This is a genomic window from Mesorhizobium sp. WSM4809, from assembly GCF_055811655.1.
In genome coordinates this window covers 81937-97501 of record NZ_JBVVQW010000019.1, presented here as the reverse complement: position 1 = coordinate 97501, position 15565 = coordinate 81937, and the positions used below count along the sequence as shown (strand labels likewise).

Annotated in this window: 12 protein-coding genes and 6 pseudogenes; 7 read left to right on the top strand and 11 right to left on the bottom strand. The window is 58.2% G+C overall.

All coding sequences use genetic code 11. The features are described from left to right. Positions 1 to 821 precede the first annotated feature (821 nt). From AC0L24_RS29600 to AC0L24_RS29590, 3 genes are all read left to right on the top strand, one after another. Complete coding sequence (locus AC0L24_RS29600) at positions 822 to 1070, top strand: transposase DNA-binding-containing protein (RefSeq protein WP_473564644.1); 249 nt, start codon at positions 822 to 824, stop codon at positions 1068 to 1070. Continuing rightward, positions 1064 to 2029 carry a hypothetical protein gene (locus tag AC0L24_RS29595; RefSeq protein ID WP_473564643.1) on the top strand — a complete coding sequence of 322 codons (966 nt, stop codon included), beginning with the start codon at positions 1064 to 1066 and terminating at the stop codon, positions 2027 to 2029. The genes AC0L24_RS29600 and AC0L24_RS29595 overlap by 7 nt, the downstream gene beginning before the upstream one ends. 542 nt (positions 2030 to 2571) lie before the next feature. Next, positions 2572 to 2991, top strand: coding sequence for an SET domain-containing protein-lysine N-methyltransferase (locus AC0L24_RS29590; protein ID WP_473564642.1), 420 nt, complete (start codon positions 2572 to 2574; stop codon positions 2989 to 2991). Between the two features lie 712 nt (positions 2992 to 3703). On the opposite strand, the gene AC0L24_RS29585 is transcribed toward AC0L24_RS29590, so the two are convergent. The 4 genes and pseudogenes from AC0L24_RS29585 to AC0L24_RS29570 all read right to left on the bottom strand — a co-directional run bounded on the left by AC0L24_RS29585 (position 3704) and on the right by AC0L24_RS29570 (position 6166). Beyond that, positions 3704 to 4156: a hypothetical protein gene (locus AC0L24_RS29585; RefSeq protein WP_473564641.1), complete on the bottom strand. Its 453-nt coding sequence runs from the start codon at positions 4154 to 4156 to the stop codon at positions 3704 to 3706. A 448-nt stretch (positions 4157 to 4604) separates the two neighbouring features. Continuing rightward, positions 4605 to 4795 (bottom strand): annotated as a pseudogene (locus AC0L24_RS29580) (transposase); the annotation flags it as partial. Positions 4796 to 4799: 4 nt separating this feature from the next. Next, positions 4800 to 4883: pseudogene (locus AC0L24_RS29575) on the bottom strand (DUF6429 family protein); the annotation flags it as partial. A gap of 293 nt (positions 4884 to 5176) precedes the next feature. After that, positions 5177 to 6166, bottom strand: coding sequence for a D-alanine--D-alanine ligase family protein (locus AC0L24_RS29570; protein ID WP_473564639.1), 990 nt, complete (start codon positions 6164 to 6166; stop codon positions 5177 to 5179). Positions 6167 to 6465: 299 nt separating this feature from the next. Between AC0L24_RS29570 and AC0L24_RS29565 the strand changes: the two are divergent. Continuing rightward, positions 6466 to 7128: pseudogene (locus tag AC0L24_RS29565) on the top strand (transposase); the annotation flags it as partial. 44 nt (positions 7129 to 7172) lie between these two features. Next, complete coding sequence (locus tag AC0L24_RS29560) at positions 7173 to 8432, top strand: ATP-grasp domain-containing protein (protein WP_473564638.1); 1260 nt, start codon at positions 7173 to 7175, stop codon at positions 8430 to 8432. 63 nt (positions 8433 to 8495) lie between these two features. Here the strand turns inward: AC0L24_RS29560 and AC0L24_RS29555 are convergent, their stop codons facing one another. Continuing rightward, positions 8496 to 8813 (bottom strand): hypothetical protein, encoded by a 318-nt coding sequence (locus AC0L24_RS29555; protein ID WP_473564637.1) that lies wholly within the window; start codon positions 8811 to 8813, stop codon positions 8496 to 8498. Between the two features lie 201 nt (positions 8814 to 9014). Further along, a pseudogene (locus tag AC0L24_RS29550) lies at positions 9015 to 9121 on the bottom strand (1-aminocyclopropane-1-carboxylate deaminase); the annotation flags it as partial. 7 nt (positions 9122 to 9128) lie between these two features. Between AC0L24_RS29550 and AC0L24_RS29545 the strand changes: the two are divergent. After that, positions 9129 to 9357: pseudogene (locus tag AC0L24_RS29545) on the top strand (1-aminocyclopropane-1-carboxylate deaminase); the annotation flags it as partial. A 312-nt stretch (positions 9358 to 9669) separates the two neighbouring features. Here AC0L24_RS29545 and AC0L24_RS29540 read toward each other — a convergent pair. The 4 genes from AC0L24_RS29540 to AC0L24_RS29525 form a co-directional block, all read right to left on the bottom strand. Further along, complete coding sequence (locus AC0L24_RS29540; RefSeq protein WP_473564636.1) at positions 9670 to 9996, bottom strand: exopolysaccharide production repressor protein; 327 nt, start codon at positions 9994 to 9996, stop codon at positions 9670 to 9672. Positions 9997 to 10043: 47 nt separating this feature from the next. Continuing rightward, the gene (gene fdxB, locus AC0L24_RS29535) at positions 10044 to 10361 is read right to left on the bottom strand and encodes a ferredoxin III, nif-specific (RefSeq protein WP_473564635.1); all 318 of its coding nucleotides are present in this window, start codon (positions 10359 to 10361) and stop codon (positions 10044 to 10046) included. Beyond that, positions 10358 to 10561, bottom strand: coding sequence for a CCE_0567 family metalloprotein (locus AC0L24_RS29530; protein ID WP_473564634.1), 204 nt, complete (start codon positions 10559 to 10561; stop codon positions 10358 to 10360). The genes fdxB and AC0L24_RS29530 overlap by 4 nt, the downstream gene beginning before the upstream one ends. 209 nt (positions 10562 to 10770) lie before the next feature. Further along, positions 10771 to 12327: a TlpA disulfide reductase family protein gene (locus AC0L24_RS29525; RefSeq protein ID WP_473564654.1), complete on the bottom strand. Its 1557-nt coding sequence runs from the start codon at positions 12325 to 12327 to the stop codon at positions 10771 to 10773. Positions 12328 to 13087: 760 nt separating this feature from the next. Between AC0L24_RS29525 and AC0L24_RS29520 the strand changes: the two are divergent. Continuing rightward, a pseudogene (locus tag AC0L24_RS29520) lies at positions 13088 to 13395 on the top strand (integrase core domain-containing protein); the annotation flags it as partial. 64 nt (positions 13396 to 13459) lie between these two features. Here the strand turns inward: AC0L24_RS29520 and AC0L24_RS29515 are convergent. Continuing rightward, positions 13460 to 15454 carry a class I tRNA ligase family protein gene (locus AC0L24_RS29515; protein ID WP_473564633.1) on the bottom strand — a complete coding sequence of 665 codons (1995 nt, stop codon included), beginning with the start codon at positions 15452 to 15454 and terminating at the stop codon, positions 13460 to 13462. Positions 15455 to 15565 lie beyond the last annotated feature (111 nt).

Sequence of the window (15565 nt, the reverse complement as noted above, 5' to 3'; positions counted from 1 at the left end):
TCTGCAGAAGCTCTCCGAGCCATTTGGAACAGAGATCGACATTGAGAACGATGTCGGAATCATCAGACTTGCAATCGGCTCACCGTGAGGATTCAACTCATAGGTGGCTTGAATGCCTGGTTCAACTGACAAGCAGATAACTGCGCTGCCGCGTGGACGGACGCGCCTATGTGCTTGCGATTATTGTCCAACCATCTCCTGCGCACGCTGACCGATCAGGAGCTGATCGACAAGGAGACGGTCTAGGGCAATGATCGGCTGGCGCCGGGTTGAAAGGGAGCTACCCTCGCGAGCGCCTGCAGTGATCGTCGTCCGTCCATTCGATCTGCCAAAGAAGCACTTTCGTCATCGTCTATGCTTCGAGATGCAGTCTCACATTGTCCGCGGTTAGACGCCACTCAGCGGGGCGGTGCGCAGGGTGCCACCCAGAAGCCCGTGCCACCGGCCAGACGAGCGTCGCGGCCTTGAACCAGCTTATGGTGCGGCTGTCACTAGCGCTGTTTGTCCGGCTCGTGCCCCCACGGCTGGAGTCAACGCAGGACAATGCCAGCGACGAGCCAGCTCGGTTGGCTCGATCAGGGGCGGTGCCCTGACATAGACTAAGCGGCGAGGCTTCTATTCAGACCGTTCGATTGGGATGTGTCTCTCTCCAATCGTTGTTTCCGGTCAAGGCCGCTCGCCGCGTAGTATTTTCGACGAGATTTGCTCCTGAATCGTATCCATTCGGCGAAGCTTTCAAGTACTCAGACCGTCGGCGGGTCTACTGCCATACGCATCTGCTGTGATTCTGTCAGTGACGCGGAATCAAGGAGGCGTTACGAATGCGAGACAACGCCAGCTGCAGCGAAGCCGCTTGGCAGGAGGAAGGCTTTCTGCGGCGGCCCTTCCCGACAAGCGCCTGTCGGCGGCAACGGTTGCTGGATCAGATGTTAGCTGCGCCGGGCAAGTCGATCCCGGCGGCCTGCGGCGACTGGGCGGCGGCGAGTGCAGCCGCGCGCAGCCGGGCAGAATTGGCTTCACCGAAATCATCAACGCCGGGCGCTACAAGGCCGGACAGCCCAACGTGCTGACCTCGTGCGTGGTGCTGATGCATACGAGCCTGACCGCCACCCTCACCGGCACCGCCCTCGGTCTGACGGCGGCGAAGGTCTGGACACGAACGAAGTTCAAGGGAACGCTCGCGCTCAAGCGGCACATCAATCCCGCGCGCATGCCGATCGAGACGAAGGAGAGCTACCGCTGGCTGGAGAACCTGCGCCAGTCCATCGCGCTCGTTGGCGCGCCCGAGCGCTGCGTACATGTGGGTGACCGGGAGAGCGACATCTACGAGCTCTATTGCACTGCGCAGGACCTTGGTGCCAGCCTTCCTCGTGCGCGTGCAGACGAACAGACTGGCGGAGCGGCCTGCGATGCTGCCCCACACGATCCTGCTCATCTACAGTCCGCAGGCTCTGAATTACATCCACGCACTCGAAGAGAATCCGCCGCCCGGCCACGAGCCGATCGACTGCAAACTGGTGACCAACTTGCCGGTCGAAGATCTCTCCGTGGCGGCCGACAAGCTCAGCTGGTACGCCCTGCGCTGGAGGCGGAGGTGTTCCACAAGGTCATGAAATCCGGCTGCCGTGCCGAGGAGGCGAGGCTCGAGACCGCCGAGAAGCTGGCGAAGTTCCTCGGCCTAGTCGCGGTGGTCAGCTCATGTTCTTCGTCACTATGGCGGTCCGCGCCAAGCCAGAAGTCGCGCACGACAGCGTTCTCACCTTTCGCTGATGGGAAGCCCGAGGCACTTGTCGCCTTCGACTCTCAGCGCTTCGCCGCGAGCCTGAAGATGGCTGGGCGGCTGGGAGAAAGGGGTCACGCATGGAAGGTCGCAGCGGCGAGCCAAACCCTATCCAAAGAGGCCGAGGGTGGCGGAGCCGTATTAGGCCCGATTCGGGCATGGCTTGAAGCCGAGCCGACACTCTCGACAGTCACGGCGCTGCAGCGCCTCATGAGTGCCGATCGTGGCGCTTCACGAAGAAGAGCGTAGGACAGTGCAACTGACCGTGAAGGCATGGCGCGCGGAAACGGCGGAGCGGATCATCCTCGACGGCGGCCGGATGAATACGCGGTCATGTTGGCAGCAACACGCTCGGGAACGTCAAATCTCACTTCCCTTGACAGTCCTAACGTCATGCCCAGCAAGTCGGCATTTGATTGTGCTCCAAGTGACGTACGCAGCTCAAGCTACCCACTAGCATTGATAGGTATACGAAGCTTGGTGATGGGCTATGTTCGCTACCGAAAAACGAGCGCTGAAGGGAATTCCTGTGAAATGAAACTTCAAGTTCTTCCTGCAGAATATGCGCCCTACCGATCCCATGATGTTTTCTCAGCGGAAGGACGTACCGAGATGTTGGATTGGCGGTGGAGGGCATAGCGGGATGCCGATACCTCGATTTGGATGAATTCAGGTATCGGCATGGATCTCGCCCCCCCCCAGCCGCTACAGAGGCCAAAAGGTGGATACGAATCCGACAGAGATCAACACAATTAAGAAAATCGTCACGCTCAGCAACAAAGGAATTCACAATGGTCAACAAGGTCTTTGACCGTAGTAAGGCTGTTTACGTTAAAATTGTCCCCATAAAAGGTCGTGGCGTATTTGCAAACATGCCTTTTAATGTTGGCGACGTGATTGAACACGCACCGACGTGGGGATTTGACGACTCAGCAGCGACGTTCTTAGATCATACAGAACTCATCCAATACTACTTCGTTCGATGCGATAGGCATGTCACAGAGCGTCCTCTGATAGGTTATGTCGTTTTCGGTTTAACCTCTATCGTTAATCACTCTTTTAACCCAAACGCTAAAATCGTGTGGACCGACGAAGAGTCCGGCGCGTGGGTTAGCATTGTTGCGACAAAGCATATCTCGGTCGACGAGGAAATTACTCACTGGTATGCCAATATATCCTCATATGCAGATCTTACAAACTTCGTTGAATGAAACATGTAGAGTAATCTATAACGGTATGTCCTAACCTCCACGTGCTCTATTTTTTCTCAGCTTCGGGATCGCTACTCAATAAGTGGACTAACGCGATAATCTGGGAGTCACCCTGAGTACCGTCCTAAGGCCAGGTTGTCACCGAGCAGGCTTCGAGCCCCGATACGCTCCAGCGCCAGAATAATTTTCCGCAGGGCCACATAAAGCGTCCTCGGCTCACTCGCCGCTCGCCTTCCTTCACGATCCGGCCGTTCTCGTCGACGACAAAGATCTCGGTCTCTTCCAAAGACACGTCAAGTCATGTGTGGATGTTAGCCGTTATGCAAGGAAGACTGAAGCATTGGGCATGTGATCGAGTGCGGTCATGTGTCAGGCCTTGATTTGCGGCGTTCCATATGCCGCGGGCCAGTATGGTGATGCGCGGATCAGGTCCAAATCAGCAAAGCGAGCTTGCGTGGACTCTCAACTGACTCTGATTTTCCTTGACCCCGATCTGATCGATCATTTGCCATGCGGTTCATGCCTTCCTCACATCTCCGACGTCTCGGTCTCAGCAAGCCACGCAGGCACAGTCGCCGAATCTCGGTAGTCCTCCTGTTCGTCAGCATGGCCCAGATGCCACGCGCCATCTTGTTGGCCAGCGCGATTGCCACCAGCATGCGCGGTTTCTTCCACGTCAAGCGGGCAAGCCAGTAGCCGTGGGGCGCGCGCCTCACAGATGCCCATCGGGCCACGGCCATGGCACCGATGATGAGCAACCGCCGAATATCACGCTGGCCCAGTCGATACCTTCCCTAGTCGCTGCTTGCCGCCGCTCGACTTCTGCCGAGGGACCAGCCCGAGTCAGGCTGCGAAATCGCGACTGCACTTGAAAGCCTGCATCGGCAGCAAAGGTTTCAATGGCAAGGGCAGTGATAGGGCCGACACCGGGCATGGTTTGCAAGCATCGAGATGTTGCAGCTTGGTTGGACAGCGTGCCATCGTCTTCTTCAATGCCGCGAGCCGGCTGCTCACTGGTCGATCTGGTCAGGAGAGCGCTGCACATGTCGCGGACCAGATCCGGCAGCTCTGCGCTTTCGTCCTCGACGATTTCTGCCAGCCGTCGTAGGTGGCCGATGCCTTGCGGAGCAAGCATAACCGAAATAGAGGTGCGCGCGCAGCGCATTCACCAATTCGGTTGGCTGATTCACGAACTGCTCTCTGGTACGAACACGATAGCCCGGGACTGCTGCTCCTTGGTCTTCGGTTCGACAAAGCGCATTATCGGTCGTTGCGCTGCTTCGACGATCGCCTCCGCATCGGCGACGTCGTTCTTCTGCCGCTTGATGGTTTGAAATAGGCTGGGGCGATCAGTCTTGGCTCATGGCCAAGCCGAGCCATCTGACGGGCGCAGTGGTGGGAACTGCCGCGGGCTTCCATCGCCACGACACATGCGAGTTGACTCGCGATGAACTTGAAAAACTGCAGGCGCAGAACACGGGAGAGCCGTCTTCTGCCGCTCCGTAGTTGTGTGCGTCAAGTTATGCAAAGATGGCGTGGCATTCAGCGGTGACGTTGGCGTGTCCGCGGCGCAGCCCCCGCGTCTCGCGGAGCGGCGGACACAATGGCGGTGCTCAGGCGGCAAATGCCCTCAGGCTCTCGTTCTTGTGCTCGCGCATATGCTCCATGTTGAGATAGCGGGTCGCCTCGAGCCAGTTCTCGTGGATCTCCACCACCAACGCCCGCACCAGCCGCGGCAGCTCTGCGGGTTGGGGAAGATGCGCACGACCAGGGTACGCCGCTTGATCTCCTGGTTCAGCCGCTCGCTCCCTCCAGGCGCATCGCTCATTGTGCAGCGTCAGCCAAAGCAGCGCCAAGGCCGCGTCATCGATCTTGTCCGCGTCGATCTCCATCCGCCAGTTTAGATCGCGAGTCTGCCGGCGGCCGACTTCAGATCTCGGGTTGCAGGCCTCAGCGTCAGATCTCAGCGGTCGCAAAGATTGCGTGGTTTTGTTTAAAGGATCTGTTGCAACCTTTTTTGCGTCCGGGCGCTGTGGTGCGGGTCGGCTCGACCAGCTTCGGGAGATTACGATGTTTATGTGGCCGGTTCGTCCGGTCAGCGATAGTACCGGTAGATGCCATGTCGACTAAATTATCTCAAGCATCGTGGCCGGTGAATGTCTTTCGAGCGATCGATGGCCGGCAACTAGGGGATGCCGAACCCGAAGTATCGCATGTGGGCGGCATCAAGGATGCAATTGACCATGCTCGAGTAGCTGTGTCCGGCAGTCATCGCCGCTGTGGTATAAGGGGAGTGCAGACTGAGCCCTGGCATCGAGTTGATCTCGAGGACGAACGGTTGGCCGGAGCGGTCGATCCGGAGGTCGATCCGGGCATAGTCCCGGCACTCGCAGGCACGGAACGAGGCAACCGAAATTTCCTGCAGCAACTTCGCAAGGCTGCCTCCGATTTGCGCCGGGCAAATCTGCGGTAGGCTCGCCGCCGCCAGGTACTTCGCTTCCCAGGTCACAAGACCAGTCTCGTCGAGGTCGATCTCCACCGCGGGAAGCACGTCGAGTTCTCCGTTTCCTAGCAGCGCAACGCAGACTTCTCGGCCGTCGATATATTCTTCCACGAGCGCATCCTGCGCATACTGCGTGACGATTACTTCCACGGCTTCACTCAGCTGAGTGGGCTCATGTACGAGCTGCAAACCAAAGCTGTTGTCTTCGTGACGCGGCTTCACTACCATTGGGAATCGGAGGTCGCCGGTACTCTCGGTGCCGCGGCGCATAACGCGAAAATTTGGAGTCGGCACGCCGCAGTCGCGTATGAGCGTCTTGGTTATCACCTTATCGTCCGCCAGCCCATGCCCGAGGGGGCTCGGTCCGGTGTATGGAACGCCGGCCATCTCGAGCATGGCCGGAACGTGGGTGTAATAGCAGTCGCCCTGAATTCCGAACGCCCTGTTGAAGGCGATTCCCGAAGGACGGGCTTGCCGATCGGGTGGCATAAACCGCTCAAGCGTTGTGAGCAGTCCTTTGTCCCCTTCGCAAAGCAGCGTCTCGTGACCGCCCTCCTGCAGTGCTGCCATCAAGTCATCGAAAGTCTCGCGGCCGTATTCGCCCCGACGAGGCTGACCGAACCGGTTGATCACGCCCGTACGATCATTGTTCCAAACAACGGCTACCCGCATGTGGCGACTCCTTGGATTTGTGCCCGCTGTCGTTTCATCGGGTCGGGCTTAATTGTCTGACTGTGCTACGGATCGTCCAGGCCCCGCGCGGCCTCACGGTGTCCATTGCAATCGGCGTGCCATCGAAGAGATCGTGCGAGCAACGCGAGAAAATCCATGCGTTCGCGGCTCCCCGCCAGAATACTTGCGCCTCAGTGTGTCGTGTTTCGCATATAGACGTCGTCTTAACCGGACACGGCCGAGCGGAGAGCGTGGAACATGAAATGATGACGGTTCCTCTCGTGCGTCCTACTGGGACTCTTCTCTCCAGCGATCACTTCTCGGTCGACCACACTCGCATTGAGGCCTGGGCATCGATGAAGAGTGTCAAGCCGAGGAATGGGGCGGCGAGCCGCCAGAAAATAGCGGCGGCCGCAATGCGGAAGCCGATTTCCATTGCCAGAAGCGGACGAACGAGACGCATGCCTCGACCACCAATCCCTTTGCCAGGCTCTACAAGAAGGGGAAAGGAACGAAGGCCAAGCTGTGCTTCATGGACACGGGCCGATGGAAAATCGCCACGGTCATCTTTTTGGTCGACGGCTGCCTGACATTGGCCATCACGCTCGGCACCGACAAGGCTTATGATGCGGAAGATTCGTCAACGAACTGCGCTCGATGAAGGTGACGCCGCAAGTGGCGCAGGACACGAGCGGACGTCGTCCGGCAATTGACGCGCGCACCACGCGCCTGGCGGCTATCGTCAGCCAGCGGATCAGAAAGCGCATCGAAGAGGCGTTCGGCTGGATCAAGACGGTCGCCGGACAGGACAATTCCCGGTCCGTGGCGGCGACCGGGTCGGCTGGGCCTTTACCTTCGCGGTCGCCCCCTACAATCTGGCTATTACGCCGTTCACAGATCTTCGCATCTCTTCACAAAAGATTTTCGATTCCAAATCGCTGATGTGGTACACTTGCCACTGATGTTTGCGCGCGTAATCCAACATAAATGGTCGGAGATAGAGCTGATGGCAAGAAGAGCGTTAATCATGGTCGAGGGTGCCAGCAACACTCTTCTGTACGTTCAAGCGGCCCAGCGTCTTGGCCTTCTTCCAATTATTCTGTCGGCTGATCCAGCTCGCTTTGACTATCTTGCCCCAGAACACTTTGAGGTAACCCGCGTCGATACGGATAATCTCGATGCGCTGATCTGCAAATGTTCCCAGCTGTTGGAGACCTACGATATTGTTGGCATCGCGGGCGCCGAGGAGCAGTTCTATGCGGCAGTTAGCAAGCTCTGCCAGCATTTCGACATGCCCGGACCGAATCCCACATCCATTGAGCGATGCTGTGACAAATTCATTCAACGCCAGCTCCTAGCGGAGGGTGGGATCCCAATACCTGCTTATCGGTTGGCAGCGAGCGCCAGGGACATAGAAAGCGCTGCCGCAGAGATCGGGCTGCCGGTGGTTCTCAAGCCTGCCGTAGGCATCGGCAGCATCGGTGTGCGATTATGCCGCAACTTCGATGAGTTAGTCGAACATACGGCCCATCTGTTGGGGGGGAAACACCCGTGGCGGACTTCACCGAAGATCCTGGTCGAAGAATTCGCGCAAGGCCACCATTATAGCGCTGAAATGATGGAAAATGAGCTCATTGGGATCGGCGCTGCTGAGTTCGGCCCCCCCCCGCATTTTCTCAGTCGTGAGTATATCTACCCGGCCTCGCTCACGAATGACGAGCATAGGCGCGTTGCAGATGTTTCGCTGAGCTGCTTGCGAGCTCTCAGCCTTGGCTGGGGGCCGGCGAATATTGATCTCCGGTGGACGAAGCGTGGTCCAGTCGTCATTGAGGTCAATCCGCGTCTTGCTGGCACCCCTACTCCTCGACTAGTCGAACTAGCTTACGGTGTAGATCTCGTCACAGAGCACATTAAGCTCGTCATCGGGGAGGAATGGAATTTGCACAAAAGGCATTCGCACTTTGCGGCCGCAAGGATTCTGCTTGCTAATCGCGATGGCTGCTTGGATTGGATCGGCGGCGAGTGTCAAGCGGCTGCTGTACCAGGTATAGTAGAGGTGAAACTGTACGTGAAAGCTAAGGCGTCAATCGTCAGAAAAGGCGATTGCCGAGACCGCATCGGACATGTAATCGCCACGTCAAGCACTCTTGATGGGACCAAGCCGATACTTGAGCGCGCCCTGGATTTACTCGAATTGTCGATTACGCCATTTCCGACCCATGGCGAACAGGAGCAATCCGCAGCCTCTGTTGTTGCCCCAGAATGATCGGACACGATCCGGGTTGGGTTTGTTCCGCGGTGAACTCGCGGGGTGAACAATAGCCGATCGTCACCCAAGTCCGGCCCTTGATTCCACGGTGGTGGCGACATGGGCGGTGGCCTCGCGGTCGCGGCAGTCGAGATCGAAGGCGACGCGAACCTTCTCGCCATTGTCACAGCTGATCTGGAAGCCGACGGAACACCTGTGCAGGTTCGAGCAATCAACCGCGACCCGCCCGTCACGGCGGCGTTCTTCATGGCCTCCCGCATGTCCGTTGAGAAGACGGCCATACAGCTTTATGACCCGGTGGAACCGCTTGTGGTTCGGCGCCGGTGCCTGCGGTGCAGGCTTTTCTGCGCAGCACGGCGTGAACGCGGCGATAGCCATAGGGGGTGGCAGTGTCCCGATGACCTCCTCGATCCAGGCAACGAATTCGCCATCAGGCTCGGGAGGAGCGCGACAGGGCTTACCGTCACGTCCGGCGCGGAGGTCTCCTCGAGCATCGACAGGTTCTCCGCCGTCGTCACCGGCCGTCGACGCTCACGGCCGTCCAGGATCTCCATATTCGGAATGCTACCAGTCATAGACATCCCAGCTGTAGCGGATGCCGATGTCAAAGCATCGTCAACCAGGCGCACCTCTGCGCCCATGTTGCGGCTCAAAAGAACGTTGCCGACCCGGTCGTAGACTGCGTCCACGCCCATCGAGAAGCTTGACCGCCTGGCAAGCATCTGGGGGAAAGGTCGAAATCTTCGCCAAACGCGAAGACTGCAACTCTGGTCTGGCGTTGGGCGGCAACAAGCTGCGCAAGCTCGAATACATCGTTCCCGACGCGATTGCGTCCGATGTCGATACGCTAGTCAACATCGGCGGCGTACATTCCAACCACACCCGCATGGTCGCCGCGGTCACCGCCAAGATCCTCATGAAATCAGAGGTCCGAAGGTGAGCGTATGGCGTTCGAACTGTTCCAGGATGTTTTCTCCAGCAACAGGCGATTTGAAAAAACCAGCTGCGCACCAGGTTATTGAACGCGCCGTTCGTTGAGGTCAGCTGCGTTGGTTAGTGAGACGAAACACCCCCCGGGTGGGCATGCTGCGGCAGGTTTCGGAGCTTAAACAACCGGAATACCGGATCTTTGGGCGGGAATGACCCGAATGCATTCGGCTCGAGCATAACAAGGACAGTGTTCCTCCAACAATCGGCTCGAGTTCTAATTTGATGAATCGAACATCACGAAGCCTCAAAGGAGGAGCAGCGATATGCCGAGCATTTGATTTCGCTGGGACACATCTGAAGTTTCATTCCTACCCTCATCACCATCATCGGGCCGGTGGTATCGGAGTTGGTGGCCACGATCCAAAACGTCAGCACTATGGCGAGCTTCGCGAGCGGAACCGGATCGCCAGATCAGAAAGAGCACGCTTGCGAAATACACCACCTGGAACAGCAACGAGCAGGCCAGCGTCGTTACGATCGCGAGAGGGATCGAATGGAAAGCGAAGTAAGCAATCATAGCATTGCCGCACAGGGCCAGCCCCAGGAACCGACAAAAAACTATGAAACGCAACCCCGTTCTCCTGGTTTTGTCCCGTCGAATCATGCAGCTCATGCTGCTCATGCTCCGATCTGGTCAGCCGGAACATGGGTCTGGCAGTTCTTTGGGCAGACGCGCCCGCAGGCTCCACAACCAATGCATCGGCCGGCATAGTTGACGACCATGACCATGCGATTGAGCTCGCCACCGAAGTCATCGTCATCGCCGTCGCAGGCTCCGAGGATTTCACCAGCGTCATCGACGCCGTAAAGATGGATGACCTCGCGTGAGCAGACCTTGAAACAGCGGCCGCAGCCGATACAGATCTTGCGATCTATCGCAATCAGATATTGCGGCACCCATATGGAGCCATCGCGGCTATTGAATGTGCTCGTCATCCTAATGTCTTCATTGTAGCGAGCTCTCTCCTGGCGACATCCAACTCGGCATAGACGGCGTGCGTTTCCTCCGCGACCTCCTCTATCTCAGTCCATTTGACCGGGAGGCCCTCCGCAAGATCGCGCAAGTTCGACTTAGCAATTGCCGCGCGTATTTGAAGCTTTCGGACTTTCTTCATGATCTCATCTAGGTTTGACATGATCATTCCTCTAAAATCAGTTTCTTCACCCCCGCCAACATCGGGACAGGCAAAGGCTCCCGTCGCATCGTCGACCAGTTTCGTACCGGCATGGGCGTTCCGGAAAGTCTCGATGCCGAACCGGTGAACATCTCGACAAAACGCGACTGCCCGACCTTGAAAAGCGCACGCCCGACTCCCGATCCGATTTCACTTTGGTGGCGATGTCATCACGGCTGGAGCGGCCCTCGATCGGAACCCCCACTGCGGTGTAGAAGGAGTCGGGCCTCCGCAGCACGTCCGGATCCGGATTGCCAATGATCGGGTCTTCCGACGGAGTTCCTTCGTGATGATGAAAGCAACGAGTCATGGAAGCCCTGAGCACCGGCCCACGGCACTAGGTATGCCGAACGGGCGGGCAAGCCTCGCCGTCCTTCTTGACGGCAGGGCCAGGCGCTGTGTGACATTTCGTTTTCCTCAATTTCAGTGCTCGTCACGAAAGACAATTTCTGCTTTCGGGTACGCGGACTTCGGGTCCGCTTACGCAGCCAACGTCCGGCTTGGCCGGGTCGTTTCCACGTTAATGCCGTCCTTTTGGCTGATCTTGAACAAAGTTCTGGAATGTGACGTCTCCTAGGACGGGCCAGAGTGGCGTCGAACATCGCGCCCGCGGCGATTCGGTTGAAGGTCATAAGACACAAGCCTTGACCTGCAGCGAACGATCCGCCCTTTGCTGCATGGACATACTTACAGCGGGCACCCCGCAGAAAACTGGCGAATTGACCAGGCCTCCAATTCCACTTGTGATCCCTTTGCGATCTCTGCTCATGGCCAGGGCTTGTAGCAATGGGGTAAGGTAGTACTGTTTGATGTGGTCCGGCATCGTCTCGGGATCGCCCAGAGATTTCAGTGCCAGCTCGATCCGCGATCTTTGTTGCCGCTCTCGTAATAATGTTGAGCGACCGGGACGTACCATCGGAATTTAAGGGTCTGTCGCCTTGCGGGGGATTCAAGCTCAGGATCTGTTCCGAGAGCTTGTCGCCCATCGCAGAGCGCTCCGCACGGGGGAGATGAGAATTTTCCATCGCCGGATCGAAGAGTTGATTCAGGGCCATGACCACCCAAGAGACGGACTCGAATTTTTTGTCGATGGCGTCCTCAGCTGGCTGGCGCATGGCTGGGAAGCCGGTCTGAGTGTCGCGTAGCTTGGGCAGCAGCAGATCCGCATGAGTTTCCCGGAACCCGATCTTATCGCGCATCAAGGGGAGGCCTTGTTCGACGGCCGAGAGTGCCCCCGTCCAGTCCCCGGCGTGGATCGCCAGCCGAAGTTTGGCGAATATCGGTTCGCTCAGCGATAGTTCGCGCGTTGTACGTTGATTGCTAGAGATCGGCCCTAGATCGGCGGCTTTCGCTTCATCGGAGCCTCGCCAGCTGCCGTTGAGGACCTTCGGTAAAACATCGTCAAGTTCCGCCGGTTTTCCGATGAAAGCGATGTGGCCATCGCGGTCGACCACGAACCAGGTGGGAATGCCGAGAGAAGAACTGGTTTCCATCCACAATCCATTCATTTCATCTGCGTAGTCGAACGCGATCCCATGAACCAGCTTCGGGAACCTCTCGGTCAGCCAAGCATCCAAGCTGGTCCGTGCGTCCCCAGCGGTCGGGTCCTCTTCGCTAGCTGCCACTCCAACGACCTCAAATCCGCTGTCTTGATACTTTTCTTGCAACTGCATCAGATGGGGCATCGCCGCCACACAGGGTCCGCACCAAGTCGCCCAAAATTCCACGAGGTACACTTTGCCGGGCTCAAAGCTCGAGAGGGGCTCCCGACGTAGCCAGTCGTCGACTTTGGTCGAGGAGCCGGGGACTCACTACGCAACACCCTCTTGTCTCCAAATCCATTTCCCACACCTTTCCGTACGTAATACGCGAGCTGGTTCTTCTTTCAGAACGGAATAACGAGTTAGGAGACCATCAATCGTTTTGCGTGTCTCATGCGGGCAGCCCTCACTCAGTATCTCCGCATTTTAACCAGCAAAGGCCGTGCCAGCGCGCTTAGCGTGAAGCAACTGCGGGATTCGGCTTCGAAAAACCGCAGAAGCCTAAGACGGGCGGTTGTTTTGAACCCGACATTTTTCTACGCCTGTCAGCTTTGGGACACGCATCACTCATGCGTCAGACGCTTGAGGGCAGAGAACCGGGGCTGTCTTGCTGAGGTAAGATTGGCATCGGCTCGTCGAGCAGCAGCACTTCGGCACCGCCCGAAAGTGCGCGGGCGATCTCCAACACTGGCTCCCGCGTGCAGCGACTGCCTTCCGGCTCATGGCTGATCTTTTATCATGAGCCGAATCGATGAGGCCCAGCGCATCAAGTGCGAACCGCCGGATGCGGCGTATGCTGTTTCGCACTGCGCCGGAATCTTCGCACGCATCTTCCATGTTTTCGTGACGGAGGTTGGGAAGCCTTGCAGGTTCCTGGTACACCGGGCTGCTCTGGCATTCGCGTCTGCTCCGCTGATATGTGAAGCTCATGCTGCCGTGGCGCGGCCACCCCATCGACCGGACCTGCTGCAGGCATGGCATCGATCACCGTCTCACCAAGCCCAACCACCCATGGACCAACGGCCAACTCGAACGGATGAGCCGGACGCTGAAGGAGGCAACCGTCCGGCGATATCACCGTGAGACCCACCGGCAACTTGAAAATCACCTTGCCGCCCTCCTCGATGGATACAACTTCGCCAGGCGGCTCAAGACCCTTCATGGCCTTACACGTTACGAAGCTATCTGCACGGCATGGCCAAACAGCCAGATCGCTTCCGCATCTATCCGGTCCACTTGACATCGGGACTGAACACCTGGAGATCTTTCGGCATCACAGCGTTTATTGCCGGGCAGATCTGGTCGAGACTAGGGTGTCTTATACCGCTTCGGGGGGATTGAGAATAGGATTGAGGTAGGTCCCTAGCACGGGTCCGAGATCAAAGGTCGTCCCCGGCGGAAGGCGCCGGACGGACGTGGGCCATCTTTCGATTGAGACCCCATCGATGCCTCGCGCCAGCGTGCTGGAAAATCGGGGCATCAGTGGTGCGAGTGTCTGCGCCAGGATCGCAGCGGCTGTAGCCTGAAGCGCGAGTGAAGTCCGGGTGCGGGCGGGGTAGAGACGCCGCGCCGCTGCATAGTTTTGCGCCTGACGGTAGGTCACGCAATCGCGCACGAAATCGCAGGCCTGCGCGGCCGCGTGCCGGACCGAGAAGCCATCATCCGAATAGGTGCGTTCCATCGCCGCGCGATGGATTTCTATCCGAGCGAAGAAAGCGCGATCGGCGGGTCCCCAGTCGCCTGCGTCGGGCGCACAGCCGCCAAAATGCTGCTTGATTTCGCCGTGCAGCGCATTAAGCCATTTCAGCCAAATCCCTTGGAACACCTCGTCCTCGGTGCGACGTAGCGCTTCCAGAGTGAAGTTCGCCCGCTCGCCTTCCGGCCGTGTCAGGCCCAAATGGAGACGCACGGCATCGACTGTCTTTGGGCTAAGAACCTCCTTGCCCCAAACCGCCTGGCCGCGGCTGGTCGAGAACTTCTTACCATCGAGCAGGTAGAACTCGTTCACATGATACCGGATGCGCGGCGTCCAGTGCGAGAAGACCTCAGCATATAGCGCGGGATAAAGTAGCGCGTGGTAGAAGGAATTATCGAAGCCGAAGAAATGGACAATCTGCCAGTCATTGCTGGGCATCGCCGCATTCCAGTCGCGCCCAAGCAAGCGAGCTAGCGCCTGGATGTTGAAAACAAATCCGAAAGCCATCTCCGGCCAAACCGAGATCACCTGCCCCGGGAGCCCTTCGGCCGGCAGGCCCCAGTCCGCGGGGTGGGTAATGGGCACGGAAAAGTCGCCGCGTTCGCGTAAACGCGCGAAGAGGTCCATGATCCGAACGGGGGCGCCCGACGCCGTTAAGTGCCTGTCGATATTGACGTAGCACCGTTCCAGCGCAAGTTCGGCACGACGCACAGAGCCGACCACGGGCGTCTCGGCCGAGTGCCGCGACCGGGCCGTACCCAAGTTGTGGCATAGGTTCGGCGCGCCGCATTCCTCGCAGATATTTCCGCCAGCCGAGCTGCGGCAATCCGGGCAGAGGCCGCTTACATGCGGTTCGTAAAGGTAGTCGCCTTTCAAAGCATCGAAGAGCGCGGGGCTTTCGCGCAGATCTACCGCTGTGCTGCTCAGAAGACTACGAAAACACGCGGCTTGAAACTCTGCATAGGCGCTATCGCCCAAAGCGGGGAGGAAGCTGTGGACCTCACAGTCAAGAAGCGCAAGCGTGGCTCGAATCTCGTCGGCGTACTGGCGCGCCACCTTTGCGGGCGTCGATTGCTCGGCATCGGCACGCGTCGCGACGTAGCTCTGGTAATGGTCGCTCCCAGTCAGGTGGTAAGCTTCGGCCCCTTTCATGCGCAGGAAACGCGTGTACACGTCGGCGCCAAAACAAGGGCCAGAAAGATGCCCTAGATGCAGATCGCCATTGGGCGCCGGCGGCGTGGAGAAGACGAAGATCGGTCCGCGCGGAGTCGCGGTCTTTACAGCTGCATCGAGGGCGGCGTTGCCGTCACGCCAGTAGACATCGACGAAATTTAGGTCTTCGTCACCATCGTTGCGCAGCACATGTGCTTCAAAAGGGTGAAACAGAACGACATCGCCGGCTTTGACCGAGATTTCCCCAAGGTCGGTCCTGACCTTGCCCGCGCCAGACAGGACCACAAAAGCCTCGATTTCGTCGTGTCGATGGGGCTCAGATGTGGTGCCCGGTGCCACCTTGCCGAAGGAAAACCCAGTGCCCGCGCTTCCTGTTCCAAGCGTGGCCATGTCGATACCGAACGCCCGCGACAGCTCCGTTCGAGAAAACGTGGATTTCCGCATGACGAACCTCAGCTGTTGAAGCAGTGGTATCTTCTGCTGCCAACGAAACAACCTCTGCTGCGAAGAGAGGCGGTAGCCCGGACACGTTGGCGCATCCGTCAGAATAATCCG

What these genes read in the sequence shown, in the direction of transcription:
- AC0L24_RS29600 (WP_473564644.1), top strand. Translation starts at nt 822, where the DNA reads ATGCGAGACAACGCCAGCTGCAGCGAAGCCGCTTGGCAGGAGGAAGGC.
- AC0L24_RS29590 (WP_473564642.1), top strand. Translation starts at nt 2,572, where the DNA reads ATGGTCAACAAGGTCTTTGACCGTAGTAAGGCTGTTTACGTTAAAATT.
- AC0L24_RS29585 (WP_473564641.1), bottom strand. Translation starts at nt 4,156, where the DNA reads ATGCGCTGCGCGCGCACCTCTATTTCGGTTATGCTTGCTCCGCAAGGC.
- AC0L24_RS29570 (WP_473564639.1), bottom strand. Translation starts at nt 6,166, where the DNA reads ATGCGGGTAGCCGTTGTTTGGAACAATGATCGTACGGGCGTGATCAAC.
- AC0L24_RS29560 (WP_473564638.1), top strand. Translation starts at nt 7,173, where the DNA reads ATGGCAAGAAGAGCGTTAATCATGGTCGAGGGTGCCAGCAACACTCTT.
- AC0L24_RS29555 (WP_473564637.1), bottom strand. Translation starts at nt 8,813, where the DNA reads ATGGCTATCGCCGCGTTCACGCCGTGCTGCGCAGAAAAGCCTGCACCG.
- fdxB (WP_473564635.1), bottom strand. Translation starts at nt 10,361, where the DNA reads ATGACGAGCACATTCAATAGCCGCGATGGCTCCATATGGGTGCCGCAA.
- AC0L24_RS29530 (WP_473564634.1), bottom strand. Translation starts at nt 10,561, where the DNA reads ATGTCAAACCTAGATGAGATCATGAAGAAAGTCCGAAAGCTTCAAATA.
- AC0L24_RS29515 (WP_473564633.1), bottom strand. Translation starts at nt 15,454, where the DNA reads ATGCGGAAATCCACGTTTTCTCGAACGGAGCTGTCGCGGGCGTTCGGT.